This is a genomic window from Nostoc flagelliforme FACHB-838, from assembly GCF_014698065.1.
Taxonomy (GTDB): Bacteria; Cyanobacteriota; Cyanobacteriia; order Cyanobacteriales; family Nostocaceae; genus Nostoc; species Nostoc flagelliforme_B.
In genome coordinates, this window is record NZ_JACJSI010000055.1 from 9,562 (window position 1) to 36,371 (window position 26,810).

1 protein-coding gene (running past one end of the window) is annotated in these 26,810 nt (G+C 45.8%); it reads left to right on the forward strand.

Annotation, left to right across the window (positions count from 1 at the left end):
* Window positions 1–26,810: the 5' portion of a DUF4347 domain-containing protein gene (locus H6G97_RS23030; RefSeq protein WP_190942966.1), read on the forward strand. It continues 8,521 nt past the right edge of the window; the window shows 26,810 of its 35,331 coding nt (coding positions 1–26,810); it begins with the start codon at window positions 1–3; its stop codon lies beyond the right edge, outside the window.

Consider the following 26,810-nt stretch of genomic DNA (forward strand, 5'->3'; position numbering starts at 1 on the left):
ATGAATAATAACGAGCATTCTATCTTTGAAAACCAGAACCACCCAATTCTGCCTAATCCTCTGGCATTTCAAGATCCCTTTGAAACATCTACCACCTCTCGTATTCCTGGTGGAATCATTTCTCTAGAATTCCCCGAAGCTTTGAATTTATCGAGACTGGAGCCAACAAATTGGGTTAAGGGAATATCTGCTCCTCTGTTAAAAAATACGAATTTTCACTCAGATAATTTTAGTACCGAAATCTTTTCTCAGAACATCAATGGACTAATTGTTGGTCAACTCCAGATTGGAGATGTCCTGACAAATTCGGGGAGAACTACACACACACCAGCCCGTGAACTTGTTTTTATTGATGCAGGAGTAGAGAACTCTCAGCAAATTTTGTCAAGGGTAAATCCTTTGGCAGAGGTGGTTTATCTTAATGACAACCAGGATGGGGTAGAGCAGATTAGTCAGATATTAAGAGAACGGCAGAATATTGGTACTATTCATATCGTTTCTCATGGTGATGAAGCAAAGCTACAACTTGGTACAACATCGTTAAATAGCAAGAATTTAAAGCAGTACGCCAAGCAAATTCGGGGATGGGGAGATGCTCTGACTGATACGGCTGATATTTTAGTCTACGGATGTGATGTTGCTGCTGGGAATGATGGGAAAAAGTTTGTCACTCAATTAAGTCGGTTAACAGGAGCCGATGTTGCTGCTTCAGATGATTTGACTGGAGCATCGCATCTTGGTGGGGATTGGGAGCTAGAATATACGACTGGTTCTATTGAAGCTACCACCTTAACAAGTGACTATCACCAGGTGCTGTTTACACTTACAACAATTCAGGAACTCTACAATGCTTGGCGTTCCAATACACTCCCTGATTTAGGTTCAATTCAACTAAAACTAGATAGCAATTCCGTACTCAATGGCACAGTTACAATTGCTTCCAACAGCTCTAACTTACTGAAGTTAACTGGAACTAATCTCAGTTCGTCTATTGGTACAGGACTTAGCACAGCAGATAGCAGTGATGACAAGGGTTTCAACTTTACGAATGCCACATTAAATTTAAGTCTCAACGCAGATTTTACCTACACATATTCTTTATCAGGGGAAGCTGCACTAAATAACTTTGCTGAACTGACCTTATCTGCGGATAATATTACAGCTACTGGTACTCAAGACGGTACAAAAGTTAACCTGACCAACTTCCAACTTGGCGTTGGCAATATTACTCGCTTGAGTGGCAGCACTCTTGTTTATAATGCACAGAACGAACAGTTAAACTTCGCTGCAACTAATACATCAGCTTTCATTGGTCACGGTGCAAACACACTTGATACCAATGACAACACGGGACTAACTATTTCTAATGGAACTTTCAATCTCTCTGCTATTTCTGGTCAAGGCTATACTTATGAAGTCAGCAGTGGACTTGTATCCCTAACCGGAAGTTCAACACTTTCCTTCTCTGCGGATGGTGTCACTGCAACAGGTAACGCTTCTAACACCACAGTAACGCTAAATAACTATGCTTTAAAGGTAGATGATGTTGCCAGTCTGAGTGGTACAACACTAGAGTTTAGTGCTAAACAAGGCGCTAAGGGACTAAGCTTGACACTTGCAGGTGAAAATGTAAATGGCTTTATTGGTTATGGTGCTGCCACAAATGATACTGCTGATGATGTTGGAGTCGCAGTTAGTGATGTCGGCTTCTCCTTAACCTTGAATTCTGACAAAACCTATGACTATAGTCTGAGTTCTAATAGTGTAGTCACTCGTGGCATTGATGGGTTAACTCTTTTGTCCCAGAACGTGACCGCTGTTGGTAATCAAAATAGCATTAATTTTACCACCGGAGTTTTTGAACTAAGTTTAGGCGATCTAACTCGCATTAGTGGTGAATCATTATTATTTACCACTCAACAAACCGCCAATGGTAAAACGGTAAGTTTCATTGCTGACAGTATTGCTGCACTCATTGGCTACGGTGCAAATACAGTTGATATTACCGATGATGTCGGATTGAGTGTTGCTAATGCAGATATCACCATCAATATCAACGCTAATAAAACCTATGATTACAGTATTACCAACGCCAATATTAATATCACTGGTATCGATGGATTAACTCTCTCTGCACAACAGGTAAATATCACAGGTGATGTAAATAACTCTGCTGTTAGCACGGGTGGTTTTGAGTTGGGACTGGGAAGTATTGCCTGGGTTACTGGTGATGCACTCTCATTCAAGGCTCAAAAAACACCAGATGGAAAAGCGATCGCTCTTAACACTACCAATATTTCTGCCCTCATTGGCTACGGTACTGACACTGAAACTACTGCTGATGATTTGGGTATCTCCATCACTAATGCTAACCTGGATCTCGGTATTAAACTAGACAAGACCTACAGTTACAAGCTGACTAACGCAAATGCAGCACTGGTTGGCATTGATGGCATAACACTCTTGGCAAATGCGATTAACCCTAGTGGTGATCAAAGCAATATCAGCCTCAACTTGAGTAATGCTACCTTGAGCTTAGATAATTTCATCAGTCTCAGTGGTGCTTCCTTAGAGTTTCAGGTGGCAGATAACGGAACTGACAAAACTGTTTTCTTTATTGGTAAAGACTTAGCAGCCTTTACAGGCTTTGGAGCAGAAACCGCAACCACCAGCGATGATATAGGTTTAGCTATTAGCAACGCTGACCTTAACTTACAATTCAATGCCGATAATACCTACAGTTACAAGCTAACAAATACGGCTGTTGCGGTTAATGGCATACCTGAATTGAGCCTCTCGGCAGATGTAGTGAACGTCAGTGGCGACCATACTGGCACTAGCTTTAACCTCAGCTTCAACAACGCTGTATTCGGCTTAGGCAACCTGATGAACCTGAGTGCTGCATCTCTAGAGTTTATAGTTGAAGGCAGTGGTGCTAATAGAACCGTCACTTTCAAAGGTAAACACCTCTCGGCTTTTGTGGGTTACGGTGCAGAAACTACAACTACCAGCGATGATATTGGACTAGCGATCGCTAATGCTGATTTTGACCTACGATTAAATGGTGATAATACTTACCTCTACAGTCTCGAAAATGCCTCAGTTGCAGTACGTGGCATTGATGGATTAACACTCTCTGCGGATGCTGTCAACGCCATTGGTGATGGAAATAATACCCTAGTTAGTTTAACTAACGCCAAACTGGGTTTAGGTAATCTGCTCAGTCTCAGTGGCGCATCTTTGGAGTTTAACGTTGAAAAGACTGGTAGCGGCAAAAACATCACATTCAACGGTGAAAATATTTCGGCGTTTGCGGGTTACGGTGCGGCAACTTCTGATACTAGTGATGATATTGGACTGGCAATTAACAATGCTGACCTTGACTTAGTATTGAATGCTGATAAAACCTATTCCTACAAGTTAGGCAACGCAGATGTTGCCCTTAATGGTATCAATGGACTGACCCTGGCTACCGAATCAATTAGTGCCACGGGTGACAAAGATAACCTCTCAGTCAGCACAGGCAGTTATGAATTAGCACTGGGTAATGTCGTGCGAGTAAAAGGCGATGCTCTGGCCTTCAATGCTGAAAATGGTCAACCTTTCACCTTCAACACGAGCAATGCTTCTGCGCTAGTAGGTTATGGAGCAAACACAGTTACGGTAACAGATGATATTGGACTATCTGTCACTAATGCTAACCTTGATGTCACCCTCAACACTGACAAGACGTACAACTATAGCATTGCCAATGCCAACGCCTCACTGCTTGGGGTTGATAGACTGACCCTGACTGTGAATCAGGTCAACATTACTGGCGATCAGACCAGCGCCACTGTCGCCACCGGCTCCTTTAAAATTGGCGTAGATGATGTCGGCTACATTCAGGGGGATGGTTTGGCCTTTGACCCCTCGAAGAATGGCATAGATCCCCTACGCATTGCTGCCATAGGTGTTGAAGCCTTTGTGGGTGCAGGTGGTGGTACAGATCAAGCCTCTGGTATCCAGTTGAGCAACGGTGATTTAGGATTGGTGATTTTCGCCAACGATCGCAGCAGTTATGCCTTAGTTGCCCGTGGAGAAGCCGCTTTGCTAGGGACAAAAGACTTAACACTGGAAGGCAGTTTGGCTCTTCGCATTAACCATACAGGGCAGACCGTCAACGAAACTATAGCATTGAGTGGTGGTAACACCCTAGATATTGTCTTTGGTCAAGGGCAGGAAAATCAACGACGGGTAGAAGGCACTGTTAATGCCGAGATTGCAGGTCATGTCGCCTTCGGTGGTGAGTTCTCAATGGAGTTGTTCAAAGAACAAACCATAGGCGCACAAAATGTTACATCTACCCTCAATAATCAGAATTTAACACTGGCAGAACGGCAAACAGCCATCAGTGAATCACTATATCAACAACTACGCTCGACCTTAGCCACAGAAAAAGCTCGCCTAGAGGCGGAAAACTCCATTGTTGAATCGATCAGTGCAACCGTTGATGGGTTTGCGTTTAATGAAGACTACGTAGATATCGCAGGCGATCGCTTGCGGATGGATCACCCGCATGGCTTTGTTACAGGTCAAAAGGTGGTCTACAATGCTGGTGGCGGCAATGCTGCGATCGGTGGCTTGGTGGATGGAGACGAATATTACATCATTGCCGTCGATAATCAGACAATTCAGTTAGCAGCCACTTCTGGCGGTAGTGCTATTGACATTACTAGTACAGGAAGTGGATTGCAACAGTTGCGGGAAGTTTATGAGTTTGCAGCTACAAATACCATCCGCGTTGACCTCCAGCAAGACCTAATTTACTTTAGCGCTCCCCACGGTTTTACCAACATCAGTACGGTACATTACGATGCTGGTAATAATCCGCCCATTGGTGGTTTGGAAAATGGTAAGAATTACACAGTGGAGGTGGTAAGTCCAACGGCAGTGCGTTTGCGGCAGCAAATCGGTAGCCAAGTAGTAAATTTGACCTCCGATAGTACAGGACAACACACATTACGATCAGTTGTCAAAGTTTCCAGCGCTGACAGCAGCAACGGTGGAATCAACATCGTCAACGACATTATCGTTTTTGCTAATCCACACAACCTGGAAACTGGCGATAAAATTCAATACTACCGTCCTTATCGGGGACAAGCAGTTGGTGGTACTCTCGATTCTCTGTTAACGAAACCAGATGTTTATACTTACAACGTACTTAAGGTTAGCGACACTGAAATTAAGCTTGCCAGTACTTCTACGGGGAATGTCATTGACCTAACCAGTGTAGGAAGTGGACTAAACGTCGTCACATTAATTGAGGGAGTTGGAGGCGATCGCGACCACCTCACCTTCCAAACTTCCTCTAACATTCAATTTATCAATAGCACAACCATTAAGCTGAACTACGACCACGGTTTAACTACCGGACAAACCGTAACCTTACAACTTGACCCTAGTGCGGCTTATCCGAAGACACCAATCGCTGGTTTGGAGGCTGTTGCCTACTCTACGCAACCAAAAGTTTATGATGCAGCTTATGACAACATTTATTATGTCAAAATGGGGGCTAATGGCAGTCTACAATTTGCCAAGACAGCAGAGGATTTAGCGAACGGGAACTTTATCACAATTGAAAAGCCTGTTTATTTAGGTGGTAAATCTGGCTCAGGATTCCGCTTGATGCCCACTTGGAGTTTTGGGGCGGTTTCTCTCCCGACGATGACTGAGCAATTAGGGACACCCCTCTCCTTTACACCCGAGAACCAGATTCAAGTTGATGTCGAGAAAAACGAAATTCTCTTACCTACCCGAATAAATCTGAAAGTAGGGGAGGCGGTGCAATATCGGACTGGTGGCACACAAGCGATCGGTGGTCTGGTGGATGGGCAAACCTATTACATCATTACCAACACAGGCACAGCCCTGAAATTAGCTACTAACCCAGGTGGCACAGCAATTGACCTCACCGCAGCAGGGGGCGTTGGTAGCCATAGCTTTATCCGTGCGGGAGTCGAATTCCTCACCAATAATGACGTTGCTCAAAAACGCCGAGATGCTTCTGTGGCTTTAGAAGAACGCCTTAGCCATGATTTAGGCATACAGGTGACACTAAAGGCTGGAAATGCCACTTCTAACAATAACCTGACGGCAACTACTACCGAAATTACCGCTGGTCGTCAAGTCAATTTCCGCGAGATAGCTGTTACTTATGATAAACAGCAATTAGAAAGCACTAAAATTCTGGCAGGTATCACCAATGGCTACGCTTTCATGGGCACGGGTTACGATACACCGGAGGAAATGGGGATCAAAATCTCTGATGTCAACCTTGGTCTGGCTCTCTACAAGACTATCGACTACACCAAACCCCTAATAGAGCAAGGCAAGATCACCTATGCTTTGGTAGGCGATGGTCAGGGTGAAGTTGTTGGCATTGCAGATTTGACTCTAGACGGTCGGCTGGCGGTTCAAGTTAACCGTACTCAAGCGCTCGTTGATGAAAGTATTACTACTCCCGGTGGAGAAATTCAACTAACGCTAGATAATCCGGCTGATATTACCCGGATTACAGGAATGGCTACTCTGAATGTGGCAGGCGCACTAGCTGTTTCTGGTTCCTTTGGTATCGAACAAACTAGCACCACCGTTGAGCAGATAACAACTACAAAACTCCTGCTAGGAGCCACCAATGTCACAGCCTTTATGGGTGCAGGTTATGACAGCAACAATCCCATTGGCGTGACATTGAGCGGTGGCACATTGGGTGTGGTGATGCAGCGCCAGGGTACAGATCCTGCCACCTATGCCCTGCAAGCCTCTGGTAGTGCTGAACTATTGGGTGTGAAGGGAGTTACCCTTAGCGGCACAGTGGCGATCGCAGCTAACCGCACAGGTGCGATCATCAACGAAACCATTGACACCCCTGAAAGCAAAGTCACTATTAACCTCGGTGCAGACGAAGGTAAGTTGACTCCCAAAGCTATCGGCACCCTGAACCTGGAAATTGACGGTTTCGCCGCCCTTTCTGGCAGCTTTGGAATTGAGAACACTGCCGAGTCCCTCCGCATTGGTGCAACCAACGTTAACGCCTTTGTTGGGGCAAATAGCGCGGGTCTGCAAGTCAAGGATGGAGAGCTGGCGCTGGTGGTTTACACGGGCAAAAGTATCTCTGGTTACGCCCTAGAAGCCAGAGGTAGTGCGAAATTGGTTGGCGTGGATGGGCTAACCCTGAGCGGTAGCGCCACTATGGAAATTAACCGCACAGGTAAAGCCGTTAATGAAACAATTGCCACACCGGGCGGGACAGTTGCGATCGCTTACGATGCCTCAGAAGGTAATATCATGCGAGTTGTCGGGCATCTCGATGCAGAGATTGCCGGATATGCCACGCTTTCCGGTGACTTTGGCATTCAAAGAACTGCCGATACGCTCTTGGTAGGCGCAACCAAGGTCAAAGCCTTTGTTGGTGCAAATGGCGCAGGGCTGCAAGTCAACAATGCAGAATTAGGACTTGCTGTCTATACCAATGGCGCAGCTTCTACCTACGCGCTGCAAGCCTCCGGTAGTGCAGAGATGGTGGGGATTGACGGGCTGACCTTAGATGGTACTGCCACCTTAGAAGTCAACCGTACTGGCAGAGCAATTAGCGAAAAGATTGTCACGCCGGGCAAGACAGTAGCGATCGCCTACACCAGCGACGAAGGCACGTTGATGCGGGCAATTGGCACGCTGGAAATGGGTGTGGCTGGATTTGCCGAACTTTCCGGTGACTTTAGCTTTGAGAAAAAGGCAAATCAACTGCGAATTGGGGCTACGAATCTTAACGCCTTTATCGGCGCAACTGGAACAGGGCTAGAAGTTAAAAATGCCAATCTGGGACTGATTGCCGATACTACCAGCAAGACCTATGCCCTCACCGCCTCCGGTACTGCTGGGATGGTGGGCATTGATGGTTTGACTTTGGATGGAACCGCCACAATCGAAGTTAACCGCACAGGCGGCGCAGTCAATGAAGTGATTGCAACGCCGGGTGGGGATGTGGCGATCGCTTTTGATTCCACAGCCGGAAACGTCACGCGAGCTTTTGGTAACTTAGAACTAAATGTAGTCGGATTCGCCCAACTCTCCGGTGAGTTTAGTGTAAAAAATAATGCAGGTAAACTACGTGTTGGTGCAACTCATGTCAACGCCTTCCTGGGTGCGGGTGATACGGGGTTACAAGTTAGTGATGCCAACCTCGGTTTGCTGGTCTACACCGGGAATAAAACCTATGCACTTGCAGCCTCCGGTACGGCTGCTTTAGTAGGTGTCAACGATGTCACCTTAACCGGAACTGCCACAATAGAAGTCAACCGCACGGGCGGTGCAGTTAATGAAGTCATCGCCACGCCAGGCGGTAATGTCAATATTGTTTATGCCACGAATCAAGGAAACCTGACGCGGGCGATTGGTAGCCTGGAACTTAACTTTGCTGGATTTACCAAACTTGCAGGCGATTTTGGCATTGAAAAGAATAATGACACCCTCCGCATTGGTGCAACGAATGTTAATGCTTTCTTGGGAGCAAATGACACTGGGCTGGAAGTTAAGAATGCCAACGTCGGACTAGTGATGTACTCTGATGGCAAATATGCCCTTGCCGCCTCCGGTAGTGCGGGGATCATCGGTGTCAACGGCTTGACTCTCAACGGCAGCGCCACTTTGGAAGTAAACCGTACAGGTGGAGTTGTAAGCGAATCTGTTGCTACCGCAGGCGGTGCAGTGGCGATCGTTTTTGATGCCAATGAAGGAAATGTTACACGAGCAGTTGGTAATCTAGACATGAATGTGGCTGGATTTGCCAAACTCTCCGGTAACTTCGGCTTCCAGAAGAATGGTAACACTTTGCGAGTAGGTGCAACGAAAGTCAAGGCCTTTGTGGGCAGTAATGATACGGGTCTGGAAGTCAGCAATGCAGAATTTGGGTTGGTAGTCTACTCAGATACTAAGGCTTATGCTCTGTCCGCTTCTGGAACAGCGACAATGGTGGGCGTGAATGGGCTAACCTTGACGGGAACTGCCAGTTTGGAAGTCAACCGTACAGGTAGAGCAGTAAATGAAACTATAGTGACATCGGACGGTAATATAGCGATCGCCTACTCTGCTGAATCCGGTAACATCACACGGGCAATCGGTTCCCTAGAAATGGATGTAGCTGGATTTGCCAAACTCTCTGGTGAATTTGGTGTTGAGAAGAATGACAATATTCTCAAGGTGGGGGCAAGGAAAGTTAATGCCTTTGTCGGGGCAGATAATACTGGAATTGAGGTAAGGGATACGGCACTTGGTCTAGTAGTTTACACGGATACTAAGGGCTACGCTTTACAAGCTTCTGGTACAGCCGCCCTTGTTGGGATCAAAGATGTTACTCTCAACGGCACAGTGGCAGTGGAAGTGAACCGTTCCGGTCGTGTAGTTGATGAAGCGATCGCTATGTCCGGAGACGACATCCAGGTGAAGTTTACATCTGGGGATAACGTCACCCGCCTTTACGGTACTGCCAACTTAGATGTGGGAGGCTTCGTTACCCTCAATGGTGATATCGCCGTCGAGAAGACAGATTCTAGCAGTGGCGGTGTCACAAATACTCGCCTGCTGTTAGGCATAGCCAATATGAACGCCTTTGTGGGTGCTGGCTACGGTACAGCTAACGCGATGGGTGTACAACTCAGCAATGGCAAGTTAGGATTGCTGATTGATCGTCAATCTGATGGGGTAACAAACACCACCGGATATGCCTTAATGGGCAGTGGTGAGGCAGAACTCACGGGCATTCAGGATCTCGCCCTCAGTGGCAACCTGAATGTCGCCATCAACCGTATAGGTCGAGCAGTCGATACCAGTATCCTTACACCTGGTGGGGCGATCGCTGTGAAGTTTGCGGATGGCACTTTTGTCCAAACCGTCACTGGTTCCGCCTCCTTAAATATTGGCGGAATTATCCAGGCTGCTGGTAATTTGGGAATTACCAAGACCAGCAGCACTGTTGGTGATGTCACTACTACTAAACTGAATTTGGGAATTGCAGATGCCAGGGCCTTTGTGGGGGCTGGTGGCGCGGGTATTGAGTTGAGCGGTGGTAATCTAGGATTGGTTACTTATTCTGAAATTAATCAAATAGCAGGTAGATCCACCAGTAGCTTTGCTCTGAATGCCAGTGGTGCAGCTAGCTTGATTGGTGTAGATGATCTGACGCTGGAAGGCACTTTGGCTGTACGCTACAACCGCACTGGCAAGACGGTGAACGAAATCGTCGACGTGGGGGGCGGTAAGTCTGTTGAGATCATCTTTGGGGAAGGGCAGGAGAACCAGCAGCGGGTTGAGGGCACTGTTCACGCCAAGGCCGCCAACGCTGTAGCCTTTGGTGGTGAGTTTTCAATGGAACTGTTCACATTGCAGACACCGGGCGCGCTGGGACAATCTTCCAATCCAGTGTTAGATGAATTGAAGCTTCAGAAGAATCAAACCCTGATTAGTGAATCTCTCTATCAACAATTGCGGAGTCAACTGGCGGCAGAAACAGCCCGTTTAGATGGGAAAAACGCTACAGTCAAAGCCATCTCTGCAACGGTGGATGGTTGGGCGTTTAACGAAGATCATGTAGATGTGGTAGGCGATCGCTTAATCTTCGATAATCCGCAAAAGCTCAAGGATCAAAAAGTCGTCTACCGAGTCGGCAATGGTAATACACCGATCGGTGGTTTGCAAGATGGACAGGAATACTATGTCCTTTACGTCGATGACCGCACAATTCAACTCTCGACTACTCAAAATGGTTCTGCAATTAACCTGACTACTGCTGGTAGCGGCGTTCAGCAATTACAAGCAGTAGTGGAATTTGCTGCAACTAACTCGATTACAGTGGATGTCACCCAAGAACGCCTGTTGTTTAACACTCCTCACGGTCTCAAGGATGGTAGTTTGGTTCAGTATGATGCTGAACAAAATCTAGCGATCGGTGGTCTGGCTACCAATGCGTTATACAAAGTGGAGGTGATTGATGCTACCACCGTCCGCTTACTCGACAGAAGCACAAATGCGGTGATCAACCTCACCTTTGCCAGTACTGGCAACCATGCTCTGCGTTCAGTTACACCAATGGATACGCAGAATACCCTACGGGTTGATACTGTCAATGAGCGAATATTCTTCCCAACTAATCATGGCTTGACCAACGGTGTACAGGTACGCTACAGCGCCCAAGGCAATTCTGTGATTGGTGGTTTGGTAGATGGCGAGTCTTATTATGTGCGAACAGTTACGCCGAATAGCCTGCAACTGAGTACAACCAAAGATGGGGCGACAATCAACCTGACCAGCGATAGCGTTGGCGCTCACTCGCTCACGCCAGTTAATAACTTTGATGCTAATAATCAACTGCACATCGATACTGACAACGAATACATCATCTTCTCGACAGATCACGGGCTGCAAGAAGGACAAATCGTCCGCTACGAAGCTAAGGGCAATTTCCCAGTTGGTGGCTTGGCAAATGGAGATGAGTACTTTGTCCATGTCATTGATGACAAGACGATCCAACTTAAGAGAAATGGTGAAATCATTGACCTGCTTGATGACAGTGCAGGAGATCATGCCCTAATTCCGATTGTCAGTTTCCCAACTCAAAACGGTTACGGTAGTGTTGACGTGGTGAATGAGACAATTAAGTTCTCTAATAAGCACTTCCTAAATACAGGTGACAAGATTCAATACTACGAGCCGCAAGATGGATCTGCGATTGGCGGAACTTTTGATGAGCTAATTACTAATACAGTAATTCATACCTTCTATGTTATCAAAGTCGATGACATGACGATTCAGTTAGCTAGTAGCCGTGCGGAAGCATTAGCCCAGAATGCAATCGACTTTACCAGCACTGGCAGCGGAATTCAAACCATGACACTGGTTGAGCGTTATGACTCCAAGACGCAACAGGCTGGCGATCGCTTCCTCTGGCACTATTCTAAAGAGATCAAGGCGGTTAACAGCACTACCATCGAATTGGAATACGACCCCAGGCTGCAAATTGGACAGGCGGTTGTTCTGCAACTTAAACCAGACAGTGGTGCTAAAACGCCTATCCTCGGTTTAGACACAGATGTTTATTCCGAAAATCCCCAGGTTTATCAACCTACAGAAGATAAGACCTACTTCGTTAACGTCAACAAGTCTAAATTAACTGGCAAAGTCCGCCTGCAATTTGCTGAAACGCTAGCAGATTTGAAGGCAAAGAACTTTGTTGATGTATCTCCGGTTTTAAGTAAGACTGGCTTCCGCTTTATGCCAACTCTACACTTTGGTGGCGGCGGTGCAATGGTAGTAGATGTGCAAAACGACACAATCATCATTGACTATGGTCATGGCTTGAGTGATGGTGCAAAGGTACGTTATGAAATTAATCCAGGTGATACTGCAATTGGTGGTTTAGATACCAACAGCATTTACACTGTGAAGCGGGTCAGTAATACAGAACTGCAACTGACCAATGATGCAGGTACAGTTGTCAACTTGACTAGTGACGGTCAAGGTGAACACCGTTTGGCCCTTGTACCCGCCACCTTCAATGCTGAGAACAAGATTCAGGTAGACCTGGTTGAGAATAAGATTTTGTTCTCAGCCAATCATGGTTTGAAGGTAGGCGATCACATCCATTATGAAGTGGATACTGCACAAACTGCCATCGGTGGACTGACCGCCAATCAGAACTACTACGTTCAGTGGGTCAATGATACAGCCATCCAACTCTCTGCTAGTGTCGGCGGTTCGATGATTGATTTAACCAGTGATGGTCAAGGTATCCAGCGATTCACGAAAGTTGCAACAGTTTTCTCTACACAGAATACCATTCACGTTGATGTGCAGAATGACCAAATTCTGTTTGCCAATGCTCATCAACTCGATAACAATACTCGCGTTCGCTACGAAATTAATTCAGGTGAAGTGGCGATCGGTGGTCTACAATCTGGAAAGTTCTACTATGTCAAACGGATCAGCGATACCTCGGTTCAACTTAGCTTGACTGAAAACGGAACTGCGATTAACCTCACCAGTGATGGACGTGGCGATCACCGCCTGGTGCAGGCCGATTTTAACTTTGTGCCCCAAAACACCATCACCGTTGATCTAGACAACGAGCGGATTATTCTGCCCAAACCGGTAGATTTCCAACTGAATGAACGGGTGCAATATCGAGTCAGCGGTGGACAGGCGATCGGTGGTCTGGAAAATAACGGGATCTACTACGTTGTAGGGATTAATGGTGGTTCTCTGCAACTGTCCCTAACCAAGAATGGTGCTGCTGTAAATCTCACCTCACCCTCTGTCACAGGTAGCCATAGCTTCATTGGCCTCGATGGTTTTAACTTTGCCGCCAATAATGATATTGCTGAAGAACGCCGCACTGCTGCGATCGCTCTGGCTCAACGCCTCAGCAACGATCTCGGTGTCACAGTCAACCTAAGTGCCGGCAACGCTACCTCCACCAATGACCTGCCCGCCGCAACCACAACCGTTGACGCTGGTCGCAAAGTCAGCTTCCACGATGTACAAGTCACCTACGACGAGCAGCAGTTGCAAACTACTAAGCTGTTGGCGGGTATTACCAAGGGCTACGCGTTCATAGGAACAGATTACGATACTGATGCAGAAACAGGTGTCAAAATTACCGATATCAACCTTGGTCTAGCCCTCTACAAGACCATCGACTACAGCCAACCCCTAACAGAACAAAGCAAGATGACCTATGCTCTCGTTGGGGAAGGTGCAGGAGCATTAGTCGGTGTTAAGGATATCACCATCGAAGGTACTTTGGAGTTACAAGTCAACCGTACAGGTAAGGTTGTAGATGAAAAAATTACTACGCCAGGTGGTGAAATTAACCTTGCACTGGATGCCGCCAACCTCACCCGTGTGGCAGGAACTGCTAACCTGAATATTGCTAATACCATTGCTCTCTCAGGGAACTTTGGCATTGAGCAGACAACTGGCAAATTGCTAATTGGTGCAAAGGATGTCACAGCATTCATTGGTTCAGGCTACAAGACTGCTGATCAACTCGGTGTTGAGCTAAGCAATGGCAGCTTGGTTATGGTACTGGAGACGGAAACTAACTCCACTCCCGCAAAATACGCCCTAGAAGCTAGCGGTACAGCCAGTCTTGAGGGAGTCCCCGAACTGACCCTAGAAGGCACGATGAAGGCGCGAATCAACCGCATGGGTGGGGCTGTGAATCAAACCATCACCCTAGCAGATAGCGAGACTGTAGCGATCGCTTTCAGTGAACAAGAAGCTACTCTGACCCGCGTTGAAGGCACTGCTCACTTGAAAGTCGCAGGTGTCTTAGAGGCTGAAGGTAGCGTTGCTCTGACATTAGGTGATCCTCTCTCCGATGGTCGTCGAACAATTGAGATCACTGCCGCAGATGTCTCTACTTTCGTTGGCATCGGTGCAGATACTCTTAATAACAGAGAAGACGACATCGGCGTGAACCTGAGCAATGCCAACTTCAGCTTGACTGTCAACACGGACGATACTTACAACTACACCATCGACAATGCACAGGTAGCCTTAGTCGGCATTGATCTGTTTAAGTTCTCTGGGACAGCAAGTGCAAAAGGCGATCGCAATAATTTTAGCCTCCAATTAAATGAACTGAATCTGTCGATTTCCGATTATGCAAGCCTCACTGGTAACTTCAGTTTTAACGTTAGCTCTAGAGATGGCACTCAAGTCATTGAGTTGGCTAGTGCCAACGCCTCTGCCTTTGTTGGCATCGGTGCTAGCACCCCAGATAAAACTGATAATGTCGGTTTAGAACTGAGTAATGTCAACAGCACAGTACAAATTAAAAAGTCGCCTCAAGGTCAAAGTGCCCTTGCCTACTCAATGTCTGGGGATGTGGCTTTATTTGGCATTAACGGTTTGAGCCTTGGCGGTCATGTCTCTGCTCAGATGAACAAGACTGATGCTAACGTGACCTTGGGTGGTGTGACGATCGCTACAGGAGTCAACCAAGTTAGCGGTACAGCCTTGAACCTCAGTATTGCCGACCTCGCCACCCTCAGTGGCGATCTTACCTTCAACATCCGCGAATCCGATGGGGTAATGCTAGCGGCTGGTAAAAACTTGTCTGCGACTGTCAATCTTGCGGATGGACTGTCGGGTAGTTTGAGTGATGGTACTTTGGGACTGGTCATGTACGGTGGCGGACTTTATGCCCTCCAGGGAAGTGGTAAAGCTAACTTGGCACTAGGATCTGATTTACAATTTACTGGCGATTTAGGTATAGAAGTTAACCGTACAGGTAAAGTTGTCGATGAAAAGATTCAAATTGGCAACCAAACTGTAGCAGTTAACTTTGTTAGCGCCAGCAATATTTCGCGCTTCAATGCCTCGAACTTAGATATGATACTAACTCAGAGTATTAAGGATGCTCTGATTAGCGGTGCCGATAAGTTAATCGACCTGAAAGGTAGCTTAGTACCTAAATACAAAGAAGATGGCACACTCATTTCCGAAAGCTTGTTGTCTAAATCACTGCCAGGTACTAATGCCACCATTGATAGTATTTTAGGTATTAGCACTTATCTCTCTCTTGGAGATTCGATAAAGGGTTATATTTCACCCACCACTGCTAACCAAACCACTCCACAAACCCTACAAGGGTTAATCAAACAACTACGAAATGTTTGGTTACCAACTCTACCAATCGCTAAAGGGCTTGATTTTGTTATTGGTCAAAGTGGCTTCTCGTTGTCTTATGCAAGCGATAGCGAATTCAAACGCAATATCGGTTTATCACTTGACCAAGAAGCGAATCTATTTGGTTTGGAATTGGAAGGTCAAGCAAATGTTGAATTTGGTGTTAATTTAGGTATCGATTTTGACCTTAGCTTCGACTGGAAGACATTTACTTCTAAATTTGACCTCAATAAGCTTTCCTTTAAGGCGACTGCTGAGGCAAAAGATATAGTTCTGGGTGGTTACTTTGGGCCGGTTGGTTTAAGCATCGGTTCCAATGAAGTTGGTAAAGAGAAAGGTACGGCAACCTTAAACCTTGGTGGTGGCATCTCCTATGTAAATAGCGAGTTTAAAGTCACCACTAACGACAACCGCATTGATGTTGTCCTCCCCGTATACGCAACTTTGGCAGGTAACGATTTATCCGGTGGAGCAGCACCAGCCAAGGCATATCTAGAAGGTCAATTATTTGGCGGTACGGGCGTTAAATTCCGTCACGAGAACTTTGATAAACTGCTGAATTTCCGTAACTTCGGCATTGGCGATGTGCTAGTGATGTTCAAGGATTTGGTGGGCTGGGCGCAGCAGTACCGTGAATATGACATTATGCAAACGGAAATTCCGTTTGTGGATCTCTCGCTTGGCGGTGTTCTTGACTTTGCAACTGCTATCAACGATAAAGTTCTTTCGAAGATTGATTTTTATCGTCCACGGGTTGATTTGATGTCGGGTATAGGCGCTAGCATAACTGGCGGTAAGCTGACGGCATTGGGTGCGAACTTTGGTAGCAATTTAGCAGGGAAGTTTGTAACGATTAATGATGCCTCCTACCAAGTTAAGTCGGTAGAAAATAATACAACTCTTGCTATTGATGCTGCTAGCAATATCACTATCGCCAGCAAGGACTTTGTTGTCCATGAGAAACGTCAACTTCTACGCACATACCAGGAATTGATAGTAGCGATTAATAATTCTGGTATCCTGCCGTTGAGTGTGCCCTTAACCTATGACCCGATCAAGAATGAGCTTGTAATACCGTTTAGCTTCCGCAAAGATTTACCAGTGCTGAACGACCAGCAGCTAAACTTGGGACTTGATTTGGGTGATGTTGCATCGCTTTCCACCAATGCCAAGACCTCAATTAACGCTGGTGTTGATGGACGCATGGATTTTGTCATCAACTTTGGCAATACTCCTGGAGCTGAAGGTGTCAATTTATACATCGACAATGTTGAACTTAATGGTAGAGCCAGCCTAGAAGTCAAAGATTTGGAAGTGGCAGCGAAATTAGGTTTTGTAGGCTTAAAAGCAGGCGGAATTGGTACAGATTCTGGGGTAAGGATGGCAGCTACTGTTTCAACCGGGCTAGACCGCGACCCAAATACAGTTAGTCCAGGCGATCGCCGCTTTAGCTTTAGTGACCTGATGAGTGGCGACCTCTTCAAATCCTTCTACTTCAAGTTGGACGGTGATGCTCAAGCGAAACTCAAGGGTCTCAAGGTAAATGGTGGTTTTGGCGATATCTCCATCGCGCCAAACGCCGAACTGTCGGTTTATGTACCTACACTTACTAAGTTCAAGAGCAGTGTCCAAACTGTAAACCAGCCAGTTACTCAAGCATTCGATCTCAACGCTGCGATCGCCAGTGGTAATGTCAAAAACGAAGGCATTATTGTAGTAATGCCCGATGTCTCTGATCTACTCAGCCTCAAGAACCTAAATTTTGAGACGATTATCATGGGTGTGCGGGCTGGTATCGACTTTATGAGCGATTCTCTAGCGAATGAGTCGTTCTACAGTACACCAATTCCAGTTATTAATCGCTCGTTAAGCGAAACCTTTACGTTCCTTGATAGTCTGACCGCCAAACTAGAAATCGCAGCGAAAAACCCTGCTGGCATGGTTCAGGAAGTTGAAAATACCATCGAATCTGCCCTCGGTATTAGCGATGACAACACCTTAGCTGCTGACCAGCAAAAATTCTCTCTCTCCCTCAGCAATGGTGCCTTAAATATCCACTTCAATTGGGAAGCACTATTCTCTGATAAATTTGACTTCAACCTTGATTTAGATACCTTTAAGCAGCTATCAGGTAGTGCTGGTGCGGCAGCACTCGATGCGATTGATGCCCTCGCAGACCTCAAGGGTGGTGGTAAGCTAACTCTAGAAGCGATCGCTAAACTCAACTTTGATATTGGCGTTGACCTTGACAGTATCCTCAAACTCAAACCCAAGATTTTCCTACGGGACTATAACGCCCAAACAGGTAAAGGCACTTATGCCCAAATTGGTGCCCGTCTTGTTGGTACTGGACTTGATTTAGACTTCAAGGCAGGCCCAATCAACATTGGCATTAATAATGGTACCGTTGTACTTGATGCTGATGGGAAAGCTGATACCAAAGACTACGCAGGTCTTTTAGTTGCAATTGACCAAAAAGCAGGTACCTTAGCTGACGACGGATTATTCTACATCGGTCAGGAATCCTTTAAGGACAACTTACAAGTCAAACTTCAGGGTGGTTTTGATATCAACTTACCAGTACGGATGGAAATAGCCGGAGTTGATTTCAAACTCAGCCCAATCCAAGTTAAAACCAACCCCGTCTACGGCGACCAAGGTTTGACACAACTTTTCAAACATCTGGCGAAGTCTGCTGATAAGGGACAGCAAGATCCGCTCATCATGAGCTTCCCAGACATTCGTGGCGAGTTTGAAAAACTGGGCGGTCAATTCTCACTCCTTGGCTTAATCAACGACCCATCGTTTATTCTTGATAGCGTCAATACAGCCGTGGCAACCCTAGAGGATGTCCTCAGTTCAAACCTCGCTCAGGATATCCCGTTGATTGGTGATAAGTTAGGTGACGCAGCTTCATTCTTACGGGATATGCGCCTGGGTATTTTGGGCGATTTACGTAGAAAATTGAGTGGCAATGGTAAGGCGATCGAATTTATCCGTGAAACCCTGTACAACATCCTTGGCCCTAATAACCTGAAGATCCTACTCGACACCAATAAGGACAACCGCATTTCTGTCGATGATGTCATGGTGGGTTGGTATGACAAGCTCGGCAACTTGATGCAAAACTGGATAGTCGGCGGTGCCCTACCAATTGGTGCAGATGCAATCCAATTCGATATGGATTTGGGTGGGAATTTAGTAGGAGCAGGTATAAACTTACCACTCGATTTCAGTATTCCTGGCTTTAGTCTTGATATAAATGGTGGTTTTGCACTCGATATTGGCTGGAAATTTGACTTCGGCTTTGGCTTTAGCCTCCAAGACAGTTTTTATCTTGCCACCAACAAAGATGGTAGTAAGCCTGAACTCGAAGTCGGTATCAAAGCTTACTTAGACGGTAGCCCAACTGATCCCAAGGTGATAACTCCTTTCAGCGGAGAAGGTAATTTGTTGTTCTTCAAAGCAAAAATGAAGGACAATAACCCAGGTGATAAAGCTAGCGGTATATATGGTGGATTATCGCTCGACCTTAAAGGTGACAGTCGCGGTCGCATGGCGCTAGGACGTATTCTCTCCGGTCGCACTAAAGACCTATTTGGTGTCAGTTTTGGAGTCGATACCAAGTTAGATATCGGCATGACCCTAGAAATAGATGGTGCGAAGGGACTGCCCAAAATAGGTGCCGACCTAGAATTTAATTGGAGTTGGCAACTGGGCCAAAAGATGATGGCTCCCAGTTTCGGTCTGCGCGATATGCGGATTGACATGGGTAGTTTCGTTAGTGACTTCTTGACACCTATCGCTGAGAAAGTCCGCGATGCCCTCAAGCCAATGGAGCCACTCATTGATGTCCTTGATGAGAAAATAACTGGTTTAGATAAGATTATTCCTGATGACCCTACCCTGAAAGGATTAGTCAACAAAATTATGGTGCTGAAGGGTCGCAAGCCGATTGATTGGAGCTTCATCACCGAAGCCAAGCAAATGCTTAAGTTGGTAGATCAAATAGCTAGCTTAAAAACAGGTGAATGGCTCCCCTTGGGTAGCATCAGGGGACTAGGTACCAACAAAGTGGAAACTGTAGGCGCGACGAATGTTCCCCAATCCACCGAAGTTGACAAATTCCTCGCAGCAAATACCCGTCAGGCTGGCTCTGTAAACTCTAGTTCTGGTACGAATAAGACACCACGCTCCGGTTTCCAGATTATGAAGTATATCAAAGATATCTCCAACTGGAAGAATATTTTAACTGGGGGAAGCGCAACACTATTTACCTACGAGCTACCTTTATTAGAGTTTAGCGCCGACTTTGATGCACTTTTAGCAGTGGTTCCTTTAGCACCCACTCCAGCTACAGTTAAGATTTCTGCAAAAGGCAGCTTTAGTGCCAAGGCTGATTTAGGCTTTGGTTACGATACCTCCGGTATTCAAAAAGCAATTAAATCCAAAAACCCGCTTGATGCTTTTGATGGCTTCTTTCTCACAGACTTTACTATCCCCACGCAGAAGGGTGTGAAGCCACAAGAAAAGGATGAGTTCACTGTTGAGGCTTATTTAGGTTTAGAAGCTGCTCTTGCGCTAGGGATTATTGAGGCAGGTGTCGGTGGCGGTATTAACGTGAAGATGGGTGTTGATTTACAGGACATCTCCAAACCCAAGCTAACTAAAGATGAGTTAGGGTTTGTTACAAATCAAACCTGGCAGAGTGATGGCAAGATTCATCCTTCGGAAATCGCCACAATGTTTAGCTATGATCCCAATAATGATGGTCAAGCTGGGGGTATTAAGAACTTGGCAAACGTCAAGACCACGGTAGACCTTTTGATAAATGCCTTTGTAGACCTGAATCTATTTGTTAGCAAGACCCGTATCTTAAACATTAATTTGATTAAAGCCAATTTGCTCACCCTAGAGTATAAAGCACCTAATGTACAGCCTCACTTGGGCAAAGTCGAAAATGGTGTGCTGTACCTCAATAGCGGTAGCCGCTCCAGCCTCCGTAAATATGGTGACATTACAGATAAGAGCGAAACTTTTACCCTATACGGTCAAGGCAATACAGTTAGTGTTGAATTCGAGGATTACTATCAAACCTTTGAAGGTGTTACTAAAGTTGTTGCTGATGGTGGCGCAGGTGATGATACCTTCGATGCATCTCGGTTGTTTGATATTGGCGTTGAGTTTACTGGTGGTGCAGGCAAAGACAAACTGATACTCGGTACAGGCGGTGGTATCGCCGACGGTGGCGATGATGATGACGTGCTTGATGCATCGGTTTCATGGCTTCTTGACGCTAAAGATGCTCGTTATATAAACTACCGCAACACCTTCAAGGGTGCAACGTTGATGGGTGGTGCCGGCAGAGATAAATTAATCGGCAGTATTGCTAACGATGTGCTGCGTGGTGGCATTGGCATTGATAATCTCTCCGGGGGCCAAGGCAATGATACTTACTTATTTGAGGATGACTTTGGACTTGATAGGCTCAACGACAGTGAAGGTAATAATACCTTAGACTTCTCGCTTGCAACTAAACAACTCAATGCCACTGTTAATGCCCGTGGCTTTGCCGTTACTCAAGGTGAAGGAAGCGAAATTAAGGGTAATTTGACCTTCAATCGCCTGGTTATGGGCGGTGGTAATGACCTGGTGAACATTACAGATTTTGGCGATCGCACTATTTTCATCGACGACAAAGGCGGTAACGATACTTACTTTGTGCGGTTGGGTCGCGCCACAGGTTCAGGCGCAGATGGCATCATCAACTTGAATGATACCGTAGGTGACTTTGATGAGGTGATCGCCGAGCAGATGATGGTAGATGCGATCGCTCTTAACCAGAACCAGCTTCGCAACGGTCGTGAAATTCTCAACTATACCAGTGGCTTAGACCGCCTTACCCTCATCGGTCGAGCAGGTAAGCTAGATGGCACCAATATTCTCGATTTTGGTAGCAATGTCACCTTGAACAACACCGACAACAATGGTGTCTCTCGCAACAGCACCACAGATGTTAGGGTTGTTGCTTCCCAGGCTAACTTCCAAAGTCAGATTAACGCCGATGCGATTATCGTTGAAACCCTCAAAAATATCACAGTCAGCAAGACCCTCAACGCAGTACAAAATGGTTACGTAGATTTACGTACCTACGGTGATAAGTCGAATATTCTCATTGAGTCTAATATTAAGGTTTCCACAGGCGATAGTGAAGACGGAAAAGGCAGTGGTTGGGTACGGTTGATAGCCGCTGATGGTGCAATTATTAATTCTAATGCCTCCAGCATTATTGGTAGCGATAGCCACCTAATGTTGAAAGCGAAGAATGGTATTGCTAGCGACAAAGCTGCTCTATTAACAGAGGTTGGAACATTAACTGCTGCAACATCGCTTCACGGAACAGGCAACATAGTGATTAAAGAAGCCGATAGCCTGAAACTAACCAATTTAGAGAAGACAGCAACGGTTGTTAACGCCGGATTAACAATTCCTCAAGTTAGCGTTACACCTACTTGGATGCAGAACAACCAATGGGTAACACGGCTAAGTAACGACTGGCGTAGTTTGATTACAGATGGTAATGAACAGTATGCAGTTGCTGCTGGTAATGGCAACGCTTCTCTCACCCTCTTGGCTAAAGATTCTCTCCTTACCTTGGTAAGTGGTAGTATTACCGGACGCACAGCAGGGGCAGAGATTGTTCTCACTGCCGATGACATGAACTTCCGCACCGGAGCAAATCAAGTTAACGGTATAGGTAATCTGACCTTACAAGCCAATCAACTTGCTTGGACATACAGCCTTGGTGCAGCTGCCGAAAATTCCGCTGGTGCTGATCTCAATGATGTGGGTATTGATAATCCTAATGTGATGGAACTGTCTAGTTCAGACTTAGCTGCGATCGCTGGCGACTTTGACACCGTAACCATCGGTCGTACTAATACTGGGAACAAGATGACCATCGGGGATGTAATGTATGGTACTACAGGCAAGACGGTCGCCGCACCCCGCAATCCAGAAGCATATCAACCGGAATTCCGCAATACCACAATCCTCAAAACCGATCATCTCGATGTCAGAGGTGACGTTCGCGCCACTGGTGAAAATCTCACCATTGAAGCTCGCACTGCCCAAATTAACAAGCAAAATATTCACAACCCTAACGGCGCACCAGATTCTGGTATTACCGCCGGTAATCTCGTAATGAACCTGACTGAGCAAATGGTAGTTAGTGGTTGGTTACGCGGTACTCAAAATGTCAGCATCAACATTCAAGGTAGTACAGGTACTAATACCCTAGTCAGCTACGAAGACGGTATTAATAGCCTAAAAACAGATATCGGTAGTGATATTACAGTCCTCCAAAGTGGTAGTTTAGTCAAAATTAACACTAATGGTGGCATCAAGATAGCTGGTTTAGTCGAAGCCAAAGGAGTTAATTCCGGTATTGATATCTGGGCTGATACCATGACCCAGGTCATGGAAGGTGGTGTGGTAGCCGCCCGTGAAGATTACGGTAATATCAAGGTTTCTGCTGGTAAATTAGTGATTATTGAGAGTGGAGGTGCAGTCACCGCAGGCGCTCGTTTTGATGAAATTAACGGTAAACCCACTGCCGTGAAGACGGGCGAAGGTGCAGACGCAACGATTATCTCGCCGTATGAATTGGTAATCAAAGGCACTGTCACCACCAGTAACCAGATGAAACTCAGTGCTGGTAGTCCCTTGAATCATTACTACAATGACTACTTCAGTAAGTTACCTAAAGATGGTAAGGGTAAGGATCATTATCTAACAGCCATTGGTGAAGATCAATTCGGTATGCTGATCACTGGTACATTAACCAGTCTGGCTGATGACACCACTTTGGAATTAGTTTCTAGTGATGACATTATTATCCGAGGCAATATTGACGTTCTTGGTCAAAATTCTGACCTGAAGATTAGTACCCCAACTTGGGTTTACTTAGAAACTTTCCTCAATGTTCAAGATAACATCACCATCGAAGGTGGTTTTGATGCCGATGGTAAGAGTACTAATGGCGCAAACACCGAAGGTTCTAGTGTTTATGTTCACGGTACAGCCAGAATTAACACCAAGCAAGCGGGTAGCAGTATCAATATTCGCGGAGCGCAAGATGTTGACATCTTAGGTGCAGTAGTTGCGGGTGGTACGATTGGCGAAACTGGCGTAACTTGGGCTGGTAACGACTCTACCGTTATCGTTACCGCAGGTCAACAAATCTTCTTAGATACTGGTCTACTTGCGTCTAAGTCTGTAACCATGAATGGTGGTATTGCTGGCGCTGATGATAATGGTATTGGCTTACTGGTGACAACTGCGGGTGGTGCAACCGCGATGGGCTTAACTTCCGATGGTTCTGGTGCTTTAATCGCTGTGAACAATGCCGGAAACATGGAAATGATGGGTACTTTGGTATCCGGTGGTAAGTTAGTCCAAACCTTTGATAATAACGGTAATCTGCTCTCACAAACCATTGACTGGTCTGGTAACTACGGTGAAATTAACATTCAATCTGCTGGTCAAGTCTTTATTGGTGGTCGTACTGTTAATAAACAAGGTGAGCCGATTGAAACTGGCGGTTACTTATTTGCTCATGACTACATCAAAGTCACTGGCGGCGCACACAGTTCTGGCACAGGTGCATACATTCAAGCCGCCAGTGAATTAGTTACCCATGCTGCTAATAGTTCTATTGAAATTAACGCCGCCCAAGATGCAGATGTTCAAGGTTTATTAGTACCAGGTGGCGAAGTTACTACAATCAGAGATAGCAAAGGCTCTTACATGGGTCGCTATGTCAGAGATTTTGGCGGCGAATCAACCATCAAAATTACCGCAGAAAATCAAGTCAGAATTGGGCAAACCTTACGTGCAGGTAAACGAATTGACCTGATTGGTGGTATTGATCCTGTAGAGGCAGGGGTAAACCACTCTGGTAAAGGGATGGTACTTTATGGCTCAACGCAGATTTCCACTTGGCGCGAAAATAGCCAAATTAACCTCAATGCTCCCGGAAGAATTGATATCCTTGCACCTGCACATACTAACGAAATTGAAGCCGCAGGTTTCTACGAATTCGCAACTGGTGTAGTCAGTCAAGATATCACCTTAAAACTACGCCTTGATAAAGTTGGTTTTGAAATTGAAGCCACTGTTACTCTCCCTGCTAGTGCTACTGCTGATAACACTCAAGTCGGAGACTTAGTAGCAGATTTAAATGATGCCATTAAGAACGCAACGTGGAAGGTTGTAAGTTCTCAAGATACTACCACCCGTCCAATTGGTAGCACCTACAATGGTTTTGACGAATTTGACATGAAGGTAAAAATCCGGGAAGGTCGGTTAGTGTTGACCAGTTCTTACGAAACTACTTTCCTCAAAACTGGTTCAACTAATGCTAATCTCTTAGGTTTCACTAACCTGACCACTGATTTAACCTCTACCTTGCCTTATACTATCAAAGCTGATCAAGTTGGCTCGGTTGTTACTATCGGTTCGCCAGAAGGGCCAAACGGTAAGCTTTATATTGCTGGTAAGGTACTGGGTTACAAAGCAATCAACCTCAACAGTGGTAAATCCCCCGATGGTATTGATATTGACCTCAATGGAACTGGGTTACTAGAAACCCGTGATGGTTCGATTCAAATGAATGTGGGAACCTACGGCATAGTCAAAGGGGATATTATCGCTGGTGGCGCAGGTTCTGACATTATCCTCACTGCCGAGAACACCCTTGAATTACACGGTAGCCTTACTGCTAATGATCAAGTCCGCTTGAGTGCTGGTGCAAATGTAGTAGCAGGCCAAACCAGTATTCACACTTTTGGCACCAGCAAAATTAATGGACGTTTAGTTAATATAGCTGGTTTAAATAATGTCATCATAGACAGCACCATTGGCGAAGGTAGCGTTGGAATGACCAACCTTAATATTGCTGCTACCTATGGAGATTTAACCCTTGCACGCATCTCTGGACGGATTATTACCGATGCAGATGTCACGATGACAGGTAAAAACGTCAGCATTGAGGGCGTACTCCGCAATACCGCAGGTGATGCTAATGCGAACACCACTGAAATCTTAATTGCAGCTACTAACAACGCTACCTTAATGACTGACATCATCAGCCAAGGTACAGTCAAGATTACAGCGGGTAATAACATTGAGGCTTATAACGGTCAAATTCTGGTACAAGGTACAGGAGAAGTCCTCAATATTAGCCAAACTAATGCCAACGGTAACATTAAGTTCGGTCGCACTATCTTAGTTGATGGGCAATATCAGCAACAAGGCTTAGATTTAGCAGGTGTTAACAACGTCACCATTAACGCTATAGGTACTGTTAATATCGGTTCTGGTGTCCGCGTCATGAGCAGTGCCGATAACAGCACAGTTAACGTTACTGGTGACGTAATTAATGTAACTGGTTCACTCTTCGCTGGTGCTGCACTCAACAACAACACCGTAACTTGGACAGGTAAAACCGCTACAGTTAACCTCAACGCTACGGATGTTGTTACCTTCGGTGGTGCTGGTGTAGAGAACGGTAAAATGGTAACTCGTGGTGGTTCCGCTTGGGCGACTGGTAACGTCGACATTAATATTGCTGGTGGTGCTAATCTGCTAGACTTCACCATGAACGATCTCAGTTCCATTAAGAGTGACGCAACTGCAAGCTTTGCGGAAACAGGTACATCAATCTTTGCAGATATCACTGATAGCAAGATTAATATTACGGCTCAAGGACAAGTCGAAATTGATGGTTTGATTCAGGCTTATGATGACAACGCAGATATTACGATTGATAGTGCAGGTTTACTGTTAATTAACGGCTACCTGAAAGCAGACGATACCCTTACCGTTGACGGTGGTACAAATGCTCAAGGTTATGGGTTAATGCTGACACCGTTAATCTACCGCGATCCTCAAGGGCGCTTAGTTAATAGTTCTAGTTTCTACATTAATAGCAACGGTGAATATGTCGATGCTAATGGTGTCAAATTGGCTTTAGGTGTTGCTCCTGTATCCAGTTCTGAGCTACCAGCTAATCTCACTCGTGT